This is a genomic window from Streptomyces sp. NPDC007264 (genome assembly GCF_042869095.1).
GTDB lineage: Bacteria > Actinomycetota > Actinomycetes > Streptomycetales > Streptomycetaceae > Streptomyces.
Window position 1 is genome coordinate 89,687 of record NZ_JBIAFD010000017.1, and the last position, 13,686, is coordinate 103,372.

General features: G+C 72.9%; 11 protein-coding genes. 10 read left to right on the forward strand and 1 reads right to left on the reverse strand.

Features of this window, described 5'->3' with window-relative positions:
- Window positions 1-91: 91 nt before the first annotated feature.
- The 8 genes from ACFYMU_RS26195 (at window position 92) to ACFYMU_RS26230 (ending at window position 8,743) form a co-directional block, all read left to right on the forward strand.
- A complete protein-coding gene (locus ACFYMU_RS26195) occupies window positions 92-829 on the forward strand; it encodes a hypothetical protein (protein ID WP_388377792.1) in 738 nt (245 codons plus the stop codon).
- 72 nt (window positions 830-901) lie between these two features.
- Window positions 902-1,747, forward strand: coding sequence for a DegV family protein (locus tag ACFYMU_RS26200; RefSeq protein ID WP_388377795.1), 846 nt, complete (start codon window positions 902-904; stop codon window positions 1,745-1,747).
- A gap of 145 nt (window positions 1,748-1,892) precedes the next feature.
- Window positions 1,893-3,158: a helix-hairpin-helix domain-containing protein gene (locus tag ACFYMU_RS26205; protein ID WP_388377798.1), complete on the forward strand. Its 1,266-nt coding sequence runs from the start codon at window positions 1,893-1,895 to the stop codon at window positions 3,156-3,158.
- Window positions 3,155-5,800, forward strand: a complete 2,646-nt coding sequence (locus ACFYMU_RS26210) for a ComEC/Rec2 family competence protein (protein WP_388377801.1) — start codon at window positions 3,155-3,157, stop codon at window positions 5,798-5,800. Before ACFYMU_RS26205 ends, ACFYMU_RS26210 begins: the two co-directional genes overlap by 4 nt.
- A gap of 4 nt (window positions 5,801-5,804) precedes the next feature.
- Window positions 5,805-6,638, forward strand: coding sequence for an arylamine N-acetyltransferase (locus ACFYMU_RS26215; RefSeq protein ID WP_388377804.1), 834 nt, complete (start codon window positions 5,805-5,807; stop codon window positions 6,636-6,638).
- Between the two features lie 128 nt (window positions 6,639-6,766).
- Window positions 6,767-7,012, forward strand: coding sequence for a hypothetical protein (locus tag ACFYMU_RS26220; protein ID WP_388377807.1), 246 nt, complete (start codon window positions 6,767-6,769; stop codon window positions 7,010-7,012).
- A 118-nt stretch (window positions 7,013-7,130) separates the two neighbouring features.
- On the forward strand, window positions 7,131-8,120 hold the full coding sequence (gene holA / locus ACFYMU_RS26225) for a DNA polymerase III subunit delta (protein ID WP_388377810.1): 990 nt from the start codon (window positions 7,131-7,133) through the stop codon (window positions 8,118-8,120).
- A gap of 227 nt (window positions 8,121-8,347) precedes the next feature.
- Window positions 8,348-8,743, forward strand: coding sequence for a nuclear transport factor 2 family protein (locus tag ACFYMU_RS26230; RefSeq protein ID WP_388377813.1), 396 nt, complete (start codon window positions 8,348-8,350; stop codon window positions 8,741-8,743).
- A 207-nt stretch (window positions 8,744-8,950) separates the two neighbouring features.
- Here ACFYMU_RS26230 and rpsT read toward each other — a convergent pair whose 3' ends face one another.
- Window positions 8,951-9,217, reverse strand: a complete 267-nt coding sequence (rpsT, locus tag ACFYMU_RS26235; protein WP_388377816.1) for a 30S ribosomal protein S20 — start codon at window positions 9,215-9,217, stop codon at window positions 8,951-8,953.
- A gap of 339 nt (window positions 9,218-9,556) precedes the next feature.
- On the opposite strand from rpsT, the gene lepA reads away from it, so the two are divergent.
- Window positions 9,557-11,431 carry a translation elongation factor 4 gene (gene lepA, locus ACFYMU_RS26240; RefSeq protein WP_388377819.1) on the forward strand — a complete coding sequence of 625 codons (1,875 nt, stop codon included), beginning with the start codon at window positions 9,557-9,559 and terminating at the stop codon, window positions 11,429-11,431.
- Window positions 11,432-11,687: 256 nt separating this feature from the next.
- Window positions 11,688-13,562, forward strand: coding sequence for an AMP-dependent synthetase/ligase (locus ACFYMU_RS26245; protein ID WP_388377822.1), 1,875 nt, complete (start codon window positions 11,688-11,690; stop codon window positions 13,560-13,562).
- The last annotated feature ends 124 nt before the right edge of the window (window positions 13,563-13,686 follow it).

The window sequence follows — 13,686 nt, forward strand, 5'->3', positions numbered from 1 at the left end:
GGTTCTTGCGGAACCCCGGGCCTGCCCGTTGCGTTTACCGTGGAGGAGCGGTGCATCAGCCGCTCCGGCAGGCCCGAGGAGGAGCGTCGTAGTGGAAGCCTTCTTGACCGTCGTCGTGCTCCTGTTCGTGCTGTGCGTCGCGCTCGGGGCGTACGCGACGGTGAAGGTGATCGGCGCCGCGAAACGCGGCGTGGACCGGACGATCGCGCAGGCCCGCCGCACGGTCGAGGACACCACCCTGCGCGCCAGAACCCTCGCCCGGCCCGGCCCGGCCGGTGAGCTCGCCCAGCTCCGGCTGAAGCTGCGCACGTCGATGCGCGCCACGCAGGACGCCTTGAACGCCGGCGCCGCCGAGGACGAGTCCCTGAAGGAGTCGCTCGGCCTCTTCGGGCGGCTCCGCGCCCACGGACACGAGCTCGACGCCGAGCTCAGGCGGATGGAAGCCGAGCCGGACCGCCGCCTCCTGGCCTCCCGCCTGCCCGAACTGCGCGAGCGCGTCGAGCGGATCACACGGTCGGCGGACTCGCTGCGCTGGGCGGCACTCGACCGGGCCCGCCGGTTCGCCGACGACGATCTGGACGTGCTGAGCGCACAGATCGACATGGAGGCGGGCGCGCTGCGCCACTGGACCAAGGAGGAGCCGACGTCCTCGCCCCCGCCGTGGCCGGAGGCACCGGCCCCCGAGGACTCGGCGGTCCCCGGCCGGAGTCGGCCCGGGACACCCGAGTCCCGCGCGCCCCAGGAGCCGGCCCGCCCGGCCATCACCCAGCCGGGACAGCGGGCCGCGTACCCCTGGCAGAAGAAGCCCCGCCCCGAGAGCACCACATGATTGCGTCAAGGTGCGCCCAGGTCGGAGGGGCCGGGCTGCCACCCGAGCGTTGCGGCGGGTAACCTCCAGCTCATGTCCCGCCATGTCGCGATCGTCACTGATTCCACGGCCTACCTGCCGCAGCGGGCGATGGAGCGTCACGGCATCACCGCGGTGCCGCTGACCGTGGTGCTGGGCGACCGGGCGCTCGAAGAGGGCACCGAGATCTCAGCACGTTCGCTGGCCCAGGCATTGCAGAAGCGACGGCCCGTCACGACGTCCCGGCCCAGCCCCGAGCTCTTCGCCGAGACCTACCGCAAGGTCGCCGAGTCGGGCGCGAGCGGCATCGTCTCGCTGCACCTCTCCTCGGAGTTCTCGGGCACGTACGACGCCGCGGTGCTCGCCGGCCGCCGGTCCCCCGTCCCCGTGCGCGTCGTCGACACCGGCATGGTCGCGATGGCCCTCGGCTTCTGCGCCCTCGCCGCCGCGGAGGCCGCGGAGGCGGGCGGCACGCTCGACGAGGCGGTCACCGCCGCCGAGAAACGGGCCGCCGGCACCTCCGCGTACTTCTACGTCGACACCCTCGACTATCTGCGGCGGGGCGGCCGGATCGGCGCCGCTCAGGCGTTGCTGGGCTCGGCGCTCGCCGTGAAGCCCCTGCTGCAGTTGGACGGCGGCCGTATCGAGTTGCTGGAGAAGGTGCGTACGGCGTCCAAGGCGATCGCCCGGCTGGAGGAGATCGTGGTCGAGCGGGCGGGAAGCGCGCAGGTCGACATCGCGGTCCACCATCTCGCGGCCCCGGAACGGGCATCGGCCCTGGCCGACCGCCTGCGCGGAAGGGTGCCCGGGCTGGCCGAGCTGCATGTGAGCGAGGTCGGCGCGGTGATCGGGGCGCACACCGGGCCCGGGCTGCTGGGGGCTGTGGTCTCGCCCCGGTGACGGAGCGGTGATCGCCGGCTCGCGAGGGCGGCCGGGGGCGTGACCATTGCCCGAACGGGTGGCGGAGTTATCCACAACTGGGTGGTGGTCCCCGGGAATCGACCAAGATCATCGCGAGTCCGGCGATGTGCCCGATCGTGGGCGCATGGCACTTCGATCACGTTCGCGTACAGCGACTCCCACGAGCGGCCCGGGACGCGGCCCGGGCTCCGACGGCCGCACACGCCACCTCCCGCACCACGCCCCGGGACACGCCCCGCACCACGCCCCGGGACGCACCCGGCCGCACGCCCGGCCGCACGCCCGGCGGCATCACCGGACGCCTGCCGCCGATGCACTGCGCCTGCGCGCGGAGGCGCTCTTCGCGGAAGGGGCCGGCGAACGGCGGGAGTCCGGCAACGATCCGCCGGGACCCGACCGGCACGGGGCACGGCCCCGGGCGAGCACGGCGACGGGGAGGGGAACCAGCGGCTTCCGGGCGATCGGCTCGGGCGAACCGGGCGGGTCGGGCGGGTCGGGCGGGTCGGGCGACTCCGCCGAGCCCGTGGTGCGTGAGGCGGCCGATCCGGCCTCACCGGCCGCCCCTGCGGCCGGGGGCAGCATCGGTGCAACGGCACGCGGCACGAGGGGCGGCCTGCGCGGGGGGCGGGAGCGGTGGGGGCCGGCGATCCGCGAGCGGATGCCCCTGTGGCTGCAGTCGAGGTGCGGACTGGAGCGCAAGAGCGTCGCCGCGCTGAGCGTGCTGCTCGTCGTGGCCGCGGTCCTCGCCGCACAGCACTTCTGGGCCGGTCGGACACGGCAGGTGCGGGCGCCCGAGGTGGTGCGCGCGGCGGCGCCGTACGGGGCGCCGGGCGCGAACCGGGCCGAGAGTTCGGCGGAACCGGGTGCGCAGGCCGGAGCACAGCCGGGGGACGGGACGGGGACCGGTGGTCAGGGATCCGGGCCGGGTTCCGGACCGGGGACGGGTCCCCAGGTCGTCGTGGACGTCAGCGGCAGGGTGCGCAGGCCCGGGCTGCTCAGGCTTCCCGCCGGGGCACGGGTCGCCGACGCCCTGCGTGCGGCGGGTGGAGTGCGCCCGGGCACGGCCACCGACGGCCTCAACCGAGCCCGCCTGCTGATGGACGGCGAGCAGATCGTGGTCGGTGCTCCCGCACCTGCGGCGGGCGGGAACGGCATGGGCCCGGCGGCCGGCGGAGCCGCCGCCGACGCGGTTCCCGCGGCCCCGGTCTCGCTGAGCACGGCGACGGTGGACCAGCTCGACGCGCTGCCGGGGGTGGGCCCCGTCCTGGCCCGGCACATCGTCGACTACCGCTCCAGGCACGGGGGCTTCCGCTCGGTCGACGAACTCCGTGACATCGACGGCATCGGTGAACGCCGCTTCGCCGATCTGCGCAATCGAGTGCGGCCGTGAGGGCGCCGGACGCACCCGCGACGGACGGGTCGCGGACGCCGGCGGCACGCGTCGACGACAGCGTCGGCGGACCGGCGGGCCAGGGCGTACGGCCGCAGGGGCCGGCGGACCTGCGGCTGGTCGCACCCGCGCTTGCGGCCTGGGCGACCGCCGCCTGGGCCCTGGAAGCGTCGCCCGCGTGGGTGACGGGTGTGGTGGCCGTCTGCCTGTCGGCGGCGGGCGCACTGCTGATCGCGCGGCGAGCGGGGGCGCGAGGCGGTGCCGGGGGCCGTCGCCGGTCGCCGGGCTCCTGGCCGGCGGTGTCCGTCGCCGCCGCGCTGCTCTGTGCCGCCGCCGCCGGGCTGTCGGCCGGGCTGCACGGTGCGGACCTGCGACGGGGTCCCGTCCCCGCCCTGGCACGCGCGTACGCCCAGGTGACCGCAGACCTCGAGGTCTCCTCCGATCCACGGCTCAGCCGGCCCGGGATCAAGGGCGACCATGTGTCGCCCACCGCCGTGCTGTTCGACGCCGAGGTCCGGCGCCTGACGCGGACGGACGGGACAGTGACGGCCACCCGGGCACCGGTGCTGGTGATCGTCGACACGGCGTCCCGGGCGGTGACGACCGGCTCGCCCGCCGTCGGGGACGGACCCCGGCGCTCGCCCTGGCAGGCCCTGCTGCCCTCCACCCGGGTACGGGTCGCCGCACGGCTTGCGCCCCCTCTGACCGCGGGGCATCACGCCGCCGTGCTGCGCGTACGGGCCGGGCAACCACCGGACGTGGTGGGGGAGCCGTCCCCCGTGCAGCGATGGGCGGGACGGTTGCGCGCGGGGCTGCGGGAGGCCACCGACGGGCTGGATCCGGATGCGCGGGCACTGCTGCCGGGGCTGGTCGTGGGGGACACCTCGCGGGTCCCCCCGGATCTGGACGACGCCTTCAGGAAGACGGACCTCGCCCATCTGCTGGCCGTCAGCGGCGGCAACTTCACCCTCCTGCTGGCCCTGTTCATCGGTCCGGTCGGACTGGCCCAGCGCGCGGAGCGGCGGGGGCCGGCGCCCTGGCTCGGCATCCCGCTGAGGGGGACCGCGCTGCTCGGCGGCACGCTCACCCTCGGGTTCGTGATCGTGTGCCGGCCCGATCCGAGCGTGCTGCGGGCCGCGGCCTGCGGAGCGATCGCCCTGCTGGCACTCGCGACCGGACGCCGCAGAACCCTGATCCCCGCCCTGGCCACGGCGGTGCTGCTGCTGGTGCTCTACGATCCCTGGCTCGCCCGCAGCTACGGCTTTCTGCTCTCCGTCCTGGCGACCGGCGCGCTGCTCACCCTTGCTCCCCGCTGGAGCGCGGCGCTGCGACGGCGCGGGGTGCCGTCGCGCGCGGCCGAGGCGCTGGCCGCCGCGGCCTCCGCACAGGCGCTGTGCGCACCGGTCGTCGTGCTGCTGTCGGCGCGGGTGAGCCTGGTCGCGGTGCCGTGCAACCTGCTCGCGGAGTTGGCGGTGGCGCCGGCGACGGTGCTGGGGTTCGCCGCGCTGGCGGCGGCGCCGATGGCCATGCCCGTCGCCGAGGTGTGCGCGTGGGGTGCGGGCCGGCCCGCCGGGTGGATCGCCGGTATCGCGCGCACCGGTGCGGCGCTGCCGGGCGGGGGAGTGGACTGGCCGGGCAGTTGGGCGGGGGCGCTGCTGCTCGCGGCGGTGACGGTGATCGTCGTGCTCGTGGGCCGGCGGCTGCTGAGACGTCCCTGGCAGGCCTGCGTCTGTGCCGCGGTGATGCTGCTCGTGGTGGTGCGGCCACCGCCCCTGACCCGGGTGATCACGGGGTGGCCGCCGCCGGGCTGGCGGTTCGCGATGTGCGACGTGGGGCAGGGGGACGCCACCGTGCTCGCCGCCGGACCCGGCACCGGCGTGGTCGTCGACGCGGGACCGGATCCCGCACTGGTGGACCGGTGTCTGGCGGTGCTCGGCATCACCCGTGTCCCGCTGGTCGTGCTCACCCACTTCCACGCCGACCATGTCATGGGGCTGCCCGGAGTGCTGCGCGGACGCTCGGTGGGGGCGATCGAGACCACCTGGTTCGAGGAGCCACGGGAGGAGGCCGCGTTCGTGCGCGCTCAGGCGGCGGCCCGGCGCATCCCCGTGACGCGCGCCGTGGCCGGGGAGCACCGGCGCACCGGAGCACTCGACTGGCGGGTGGTGTGGCCTCCCCCAGGCCCTCAGCCCCTCCCCGGCTCTCGACTCGGCCCGAGTCGGGTCGGCCCCATGAGCGGTGAGGTGCCCCCATCGGGTCCACCCCTGTTCCCGGACGGTCCGAACGACGCGAGCGTGGCCCTGCTCGCGCGGTCGGCGGGCCTGACCCTGCTGCTGCTCGGTGATCTCGAACCCCCGTCCCAGCAGGCGTTGCTGCGCTCCCCGGCCGGTGCCGCGCTGGGACCGGTGGATGTGCTCAAGGTCGCCCACCACGGGTCGGCGTTCCAGGATCCGGAGCTCCTGCGGAGGGTGGCCCCGCGGCTCGCGCTCATCTCGTGCGGCAGGCACAACCTGTACGGCCACCCCGCGCCGGGCACCGTGGCGCGGTTGCGCAGCGGGGGTGCCCTCGTGCTGCGCACGGACGAGGACGGGGCGGTCGCCGTGGCCGGGGAGGGGCGGGAGCTGCGTGTGGCGAGAGACTAGAAGCATGAATGCCGCCGAGGTCGACGCCTACCTTCGCAGGATCGGGGTCGATCACCCCGCCTGGCCCACCACCGATGTACTGCGCGAGCTGCATCTGCGGCATCTGAGAGCGGTCCCGTTCGAGAACCTGTCGATCCACCTCGGCGAGGAGATCGTGCTGGACGAGAAGCGGCTGGTCGACAAGGTCGTGGGGACGCGCAGGGGCGGCTTCTGCTACGAACTCAACGGCGCCTTCGGCGCGTTGCTGCGGGCGCTCGGCTTCGACGTCACGCTGCTCGCCGCGCGGGTGTACGGGGAGGAGGGCCGGATCGGGGTGCCGTACGACCATCTGGCGCTGCGCGTGCGGAGCGTGGACGGCGGCGACTGGCTGGCCGATGTCGGCTTCGGGGCGCACAGCCACCTTCCGCTGGCGTTCGGGGACCGGGGCGAGCAGCAGGACCCCGGCGGAACGTTCCGGGTGGTCGAGGCCGGGCCGGACGCGGCGGGCGTGCGAGGAGGCGGCGACACAGTGGAGTTCGAGGATCTCGACGTGTTGCGCGACGGCAGCCCGCAGTACCGGCTGGAGGTACGCCCGCGGGTGCTCGGGGACTTCGTGACCGGGGTCTGGTGGAACAGCACGTCCCCGGCATCGCACTTCGTGCGGTCGCTGGTGTGTTCACGGGTGACGGAGGACGGAGGGCGGATCACGCTCAGCGGCCGACGGCTCACGCTGACGGACCCGGACGGGCGGAAGGAGACGTCGGAACTGGGGGGCGACGAGGAGGTGCTGAGGGCGTACCGGGAGCGGTTCGGGATCGAGCTGGACCGGGTGCCGACCGTGCGTGCGGGAGGCCGGTGAGAGGGCCCGTCGGTGAGAGGGCCCGCCGGCGATGAGGAGCGTGCGCGGCCCGGCGCACCCCCTCTTGGCCCGGGGCCCCGGGAGTCCCCGGGGACCGGCGACGGGGCGCGCGGCGGGAAGATGGTCCCGTGAGCGATGTGAGACACGTACTGGTGCTGCCCGGCCGCGACGCCGCGGAAGAGGCGGCGGAGGCGCTCGGGGAGCGGTTCGGGCTGGACGAGGAGCCGCGGATCGCACGGGACGCGCTGGCCGGGGAGGACGACGCGGAGGACGCGCAGTGGCTCGTGGTGCTGCGCGACGAGGAGGAGCGCCTCGACCCGGAGCGCCTCGACACGTTCGCCGGGGAGTGGGACGGCTGGCGGGAGGAGCCGTAGCCGAGGTGGGGGCGGCAGGGGCCGACGGCGGCGTCCGCACGCTGCGCTCCTTCCGCGCGGGCCGGGGCGTCCGGCGCCGGGCGCCGCGTTGTCAGCGGCGCGTGGGATGCTGTCCGTGATGGCCAAGAAGACCGCGAACGACGACGCTCTCGCCCCCGTCACCCTTGCCGTGGGCCAGGAGGATCTCCTGCTGGACCGTGCCGTGCAGGAGGTGGTGGCCGCCGCCCGGGCCGCCGACGCCGACACGGACGTACGCGACCTGACCTCGGACCAGTTGCAGCCCGGCACGCTGGCCGAGCTGACGAGTCCGTCGCTCTTCGCCGAGCGCAAGGTCGTGGTCGTACGCAATGCGCAGGACCTGTCGGCCGACACCGTCAAGGAACTGAAGGGGTACTTCGCCTCGCCCGCCGAGGAGATCACCCTCGTGCTGCTGCACGCGGGCGGCGCCAAGGGCAAGGGCCTGCTCGACGCGGCGCGCAAGGCGGGGGCGCGGGAGGTCGCGTGCCCCAGGATGACGAAGCCGGCGGACCGGCTGGCGTTCGTCCGCGGGGAGTTCCGGACGCGGGGCCGCTCGGCCACCCCGGAGGCGTGCCAGGCGCTGGTCGACGCGCTCGGGAGCGACCTGCGGGAGCTGGCGTCCGCGGTGTCGCAGCTGGTCGCGGACATCGAGGGGACCATCGACGAGGCGCTGGTCGGGCGGTACTACACCGGTCGGGCGGAGGCGTCGAGCTTCACGGTCGCGGACCGGGCGGTCGAGGGACGGGCGGCGGAGGCCCTGGAAGCGCTGCGGTGGTCGCTGGCGACGGGAGTGGCGCCGGTGATGATCACGAGCGCGCTCGCGCAGGGGGTGCGCGCGATCGGGAAGCTGTCGTCGGCCAGGGGCGGACGCCCCGCCGACCTCGCCCGGGAGCTGGGGATGCCGCCCTGGAAGATCGACCGGGTGCGGCAGCAGATGCGGGGGTGGACGCCGGAGGGGGTGTCGGTCGCGCTGCGGGCCGTGGCCGAGGCCGACGCGGGCGTGAAGGGCGGCGGGGACGACCCGGAGTACGCGCTGGAGAAGGCGGTGGTGACGATCGCGCGAGCGGCGCGCTCCCGCGGGCGCGGGTGACGCGGGGGCGCGAGGGCGCGAGGGCGCGGGTGGGGGGATGCCTCCCGCCGACGGCGCGCGGCGGATGTCTCCCGTGCGCGCGCAGCGAGGCCCGTGGCCGGCTCGGCGCGCCGGTGGCGTGGTGTGGGCCGGGCCGGGCCGGTGACGAGGTGGCCCCGGGGGCCGGGCGGAGGAGAATCGGACGTACAGCCGTACATCGCCGAGGCGACGGAGAGGTGGCGATTGCCATGGCTGAACATCCGCAGGCGATGCTGATCCGCAAGGGGTACGACGCCTTCTCGCGCGGTGACCTGGACATCCTGCGTGGGGCGATGGCCGCGGACGCCACGTACCACGTTCCCGGCAGCCACCCGCTCTCGGGCGACTTCAAGGGCCGGGACGCGGTCATCGACATGTACCGGCGGCTCCTGGAGGAGACGAACGGGACGCTGCGTCTGGAGCCGCGTCAGATACTCGCCGACGGCCGGGGGCATGTGGTGGCCCTGCACCACCTCACGGCCGAGCGCCGGGGCAAGCGCCTGGAGGAGGACGGATGCGTCGTCTTCCGGATCGTCGGAGACAAGATCACCGATCTCGACGAGTGCGTCGTGGACATCGATGAGGACAACGACTTCTGGTCGTGACAACGACTTCTGGTCATGAGGTCGGGTCGTGTCCGCGCAGGCCGAAGGCCCCGCCGTTCGTCCTGGGGAAGGACGGGGGACGGGGCCTTCGGTTCAAGCTCGTGGGCTCGTACCCGCGTGGCGAACGCAGGCCGCGTACGAACCCGGGTGCCGGGTGGGAGCGGATGAGAGAGGGCCCGCTCGGTTCCCCCGGCGTCGAATCAAGTGTCAGCCCTTGAGAGCCGTGACCTTGGTGGCCAGCGCCGACTTCTTGTTGGCGGCCTGGTTCTTGTGGATGACGCCCTTCGAGACGGCCTTGTCGAGCTGGCGCGCGGCGGCGCGCTGGAGCTCGGTGGCCTTCTCGACGTCACCCGCGGCGACGGCCTCGCGAGCCTTGCGGACCGCGGTCTTGAGCGAGGACTTGACGGCCTTGTTGCGCAGGCGCGCCTTCTCGTTCGTCTTGTTCCGCTTGATCTGGGACTTGATGTTCGCCACGAATGAGCCTTTACAGGTTCAGGCACGCGAGGCTGACCGCCTCACGCGCCGATGATTTCTCGAAGACGTGCCTCGCGCTGAGAGGGCAGGAGACACAGCCACTCAGGCTACCAGCCGCCTTCCGGCCCACCCAAACCGACGGAAGGCGCCCCGCACCCGCCCCCGTCCCGCACCCGCCCCGCCCCGTCCCGCCCCCGCCCCGCCCCCGTCCCGCACTCGCCCCGCCCCCTTCACGGCCCGAACCGGTCGCAGGCTCCCGCGCGTGGGACCATGGAGGCTACGTATCGATCCGACCCGAGACCGCAGACACTGCGGACGCCTCAAGAATCAGGACCCTGCGTGCCCGCGATTCCTACCCATGTGCCCGAGCCGAGCCGTACCGACCCGGCTCTGATCCGCAACTTCTGCATCATCGCGCACATCGACCACGGCAAGTCCACGCTCGCCGACCGGATGCTCCAGCTGACCGGTGTGGTCGAGCAGCGGCAGATGCGCGCTCAGTACCTCGACCGCATGGACATCGAGCGCGAGCGCGGCATCACGATCAAGTCCCAGGCGGTGCGTCTGCCGTGGGCCCCGACCGCGGGCCCCGGGCAGGGGACGACGCACATCCTCAACATGATCGACACCCCGGGACACGTCGACTTCACGTACGAGGTCTCGCGGTCGCTCGCCGCCTGCGAGGGGACCGTCCTCCTCGTCGACGCCGCCCAGGGCATCGAGGCCCAGACCCTCGCCAACCTCTACCTGGCGATGGAGAACGACCTCACCATCATCCCCGTCCTCAACAAGATCGACCTGCCGGCCGCGCAGCCCGAGAAGTTCGCCGAGGAGCTCGCCAACCTCATCGGGTGCGAGCCCGACGACGTGCTCCGGGTGTCCGCCAAGACCGGGGTCGGCGTCGACGTGCTGCTCGACAGGGCCGTGGAGAAGATCCCGGCGCCGGTCGGTGTCGCCGACGCGCCCGCCCGCGCGATGATCTTCGACTCCGTCTACGACTCCTACCGGGGCGTGGTGACGTACGTCCGTGTCGTCGACGGGCAGCTCAACAAGCGCGAGCGCATCCGGATGATGTCGACCGGTGCCACGCACGAGCTGCTGGAGATCGGCGTCAGCTCGCCCGAGATGAGCGGGGCCGACGGGCTCGGCGTCGGTGAGGTGGGCTACCTCATCACCGGTGTGAAGGACGTCCGCCAGTCCAAGGTCGGTGACACCATCACCAGCCAGGCCAAGGGTGCCGAGGAGCCCCTGGGCGGTTACAAGGACCCGAAGCCCATGGTCTTCTCCGGGCTGTATCCGCTCGACGGTTCCGACTACCCCGACCTGCGCGAGGCCCTCGACAAGCTCCAGCTCAACGACGCCGCGCTCGTCTACGAGCCGGAGACGTCCGCCGCCCTCGGCTTCGGCTTCCGCGTCGGCTTCCTGGGGCTCCTGCACCTGGATGTGATCCGCGAGCGGCTGGAGCGCGAGTTCGGGCTCGACCTGATCGCCACCGCGCCCAACGTCGTCTACCGCGTGATCATGGAGGACGGCACCGAGTACACGGTCACCAACCCGAGCGAGTTCCCCGAGGGGAAGCTCGCCGAGGTGTACGAGCCGGTCGTGCGCGCCACGATCCTCGCGCCCACCGAGTTCATCGGCGCGATCATGGAGCTGTGCCAGACCCGCCGCGGCACGCTTCTCGGCATGGACTACCTGTCGGAGGACCGCGTCGAGATCCGCTACACCCTCCCGCTCGCCGAGATCGTCTTCGACTTCTTCGACCAGCTGAAGTCCAAGACCCGTGGGTACGCGTCGCTGGACTACGAGCCCACCGGCGAGCAGTCCTCCAGCCTGGTCAAGGTGGACATCCTGCTGCACGGCGACAAGGTCGACGCGTTCTCGGCGATCACCCACAAGGACCAGGCGTACGCGTACGGCGTGCGGCTCGTCGCCAAGCTGAAGGCACTCATCCCGCGGCAGAACTTCGAGGTGCCGGTGCAGGCCGCCGTCGGTGCCCGGGTGATCGCCCGTGAGACCATCCGCGCCATCCGCAAGGACGTCCTCGCCAAGTGCTACGGCGGTGACATCTCCCGCAAGCGGAAACTGCTGGAGAAGCAGAAGGAGGGCAAGAAGCGGATGAAGATGGTGGGTTCCGTGGAGGTTCCCCAGGAGGCGTTCATCGCCGTGCTGTCCAGCGACGACAGCGCGGGCTCGGTCAAGGGCAAGAAGTAACCGCGGGCCACCCCGACAAATCGGGCGGAACAGGGGTCCGTCGCGCGAAAGCGCGGCGGGCCCCTGTTCGTGCGCCGGGTCGCTCTCTGTAGGAAGCGACAGGCCGTCGCCCCTTACGAACCGGCCGGTCGGGCTCTACCCTGATCCCTGCTCGATAGTTACTCGCGAGTTAAACAAGGGCTCGCGGGTGGAATACAAGCCGCAATGAGCCAGCCGTACCGAGCCGGCCGCACCGTCGCGGGCCCCGGAGGATGTCGTGAGCGACACACAGACTTTGATCGAGAACCGGCCGCCGTCCGTGGCGGGCCTCTTCCTGGAGCGCGTGGCGGCCACGCCGGACGCCGAGGCGTACCGCTACCCGGTGCCCCCGGCTTCCGGTGAGGGCCCCGACGACTGGAAGTCGCTGAGCTGGGCACAGGCCGCCGAGCGGGTCTACGCCATCGCGGCCGGCCTGATCGAGCTGGGCGTGCAGCCGGAGCAGCGCGTGGCGCTCGCCTCCTCGACCCGGGTCGAGTGGATCCTCGCCGACCTGGGCATCCTGTGCGCGGGCGCGGCCACGACGACGATCTACCCGCAGACCAACGCCGAGGAGTCCGCGTTCATCCTCGCCGACTCCGGCAGCAAGGTGCTGATCGCCGAGAACGCCGCCCAGCTCGCCAAGGCGCGGGAGAAGCGCGCGGAGCTGCCGGAGCTGACCCGCGTCGTGGTGATCGACCCGGAGGGCGTCGAGAGCGGCGACTGGGTGATGACCCTCGCGGAGCTGGAGACCAACGGCGCCGCCTACCTGGAGAAGCACCCCGAGCTGATCAAGGAGCGGGTCGGTGCGATCACCAGGGACCAGCTCGCGACCCTGATCTACACCTCCGGCACCACCGGCCGCCCCAAGGGCGTGCGCCTGCCGCACGACAACTGGGCGTACATGGCGAAGGCGATCGCCGCGACGGGACTGATCAGCGGCGAGGACGTGCAGTACCTGTGGCTGCCGCTCGCGCACGTCTTCGGCAAGGTGCTGACCTCCGGTCAGATCGAGGTCGGGCACGTCACCGCCGTCGACGGCCGCGTCGACAAGATCATCGAGAATCTGCCGGTGGTGCAGCCGACCTACATGGCCGCCGTGCCCCGCATCTTCGAGAAGGTCTACAACGGGGTCGCGGCCAAGGCGCGGGCCGGCGGCGCGGCCAAGTACAAGATCTTCCAGTGGGCGGCGGGGGTGGCGCGCGAGTACGGCAAGGTCACCCAGGACAACTTCCGCCGCACCGGCACCCACTCCGCGCCCCTCGGCCTGGCAGCCAAGCACAAGGTCGCGGACGCGCTGGTGTACGCGAAGATCCGTGAGGCGTTCGGCGGGAGGCTGCGCGCCTGCGTCTCCGGCTCCGCCGCCCTCGCGCCCGAGATCGGCTACTTCTTCGCCGGCGCGGGCATCCACATCCTGGAGGGCTACGGCCTCACCGAGTCCTCCGCGGCCTCCTTCGTGAACCCCGGCGAGGCGTACCGCACGGGCACGGTCGGCAAGCCGCTGCCCGGCACCGAGGTGCGGATCGCGGACGACGGCGAGATCCTGCTGCGCGGCCCGGGCATCATGGAGGGCTACCACGGACTGCCGGAGAAGACCGCCGAGGTGCTCGAGCCGGACGGCTGGTTCCACACCGGGGACATCGGCGAGCTGTCGCCCGACGGCTATCTGCGGATCACCGACCGCAAGAAGGACCTCATCAAGACCTCCGGCGGCAAGTACATCGCACCGGCCGAGGTCGAGGGCCAGTTCAAGGCGGTGTGCCCGTACGTCTCCAACATCCTCGTGCACGGCGCCGACCGGAACTTCTGCACCGCGCTCATCGCCCTGGACGAGCCGTCCATCCTGGAGTGGGCGAAGGAGAACGGCCTGGCCGGCGCGTCGTACGCCGAGGTCGTCGCCGCGCCCGCCACGGTCGAGCTGATCGACGGCTACGTCAAGCAGCTCAACCAGGGCCTCCAGCGCTGGCAGACCATCAAGAAGTTCCGCCTCCTGCCGCGCGACCTCGACGTGGAGCACGGCGAGATCACGCCCAGCCTCAAGCTGAAGCGGCCCGTCGTGGAGCGCGAGTACAGGCACCTCATCGACGAGATGTACGACGGCACCCGCGAGGCCTGACGGCACAGGACACGGAGACGGGCGGCGCGTGGTCGGACGCGCCGCCCGTCTCGCTGTGCCCGTGAGGGAAGGGGGAGGGACCGCGGTGCTCGAATCTGTCGCGGTGCTCGAATCTGTCCGTTGT

Excerpts from the sequence above, each read along its gene's own strand:
- ACFYMU_RS26200 (WP_388377795.1), top strand. The coding sequence starts at position 902 with ATGTCCCGCCATGTCGCGATCGTCACTGATTCCACGGCCTACCTGCCG.
- ACFYMU_RS26230 (WP_388377813.1), top strand. The coding sequence starts at position 8,348 with ATGGCTGAACATCCGCAGGCGATGCTGATCCGCAAGGGGTACGACGCC.
- ACFYMU_RS26215 (WP_388377804.1), top strand. The coding sequence starts at position 5,805 with ATGAATGCCGCCGAGGTCGACGCCTACCTTCGCAGGATCGGGGTCGAT.
- holA (WP_388377810.1), top strand. The coding sequence starts at position 7,131 with ATGGCCAAGAAGACCGCGAACGACGACGCTCTCGCCCCCGTCACCCTT.
- ACFYMU_RS26205 (WP_388377798.1), top strand. The coding sequence starts at position 1,893 with ATGGCACTTCGATCACGTTCGCGTACAGCGACTCCCACGAGCGGCCCG.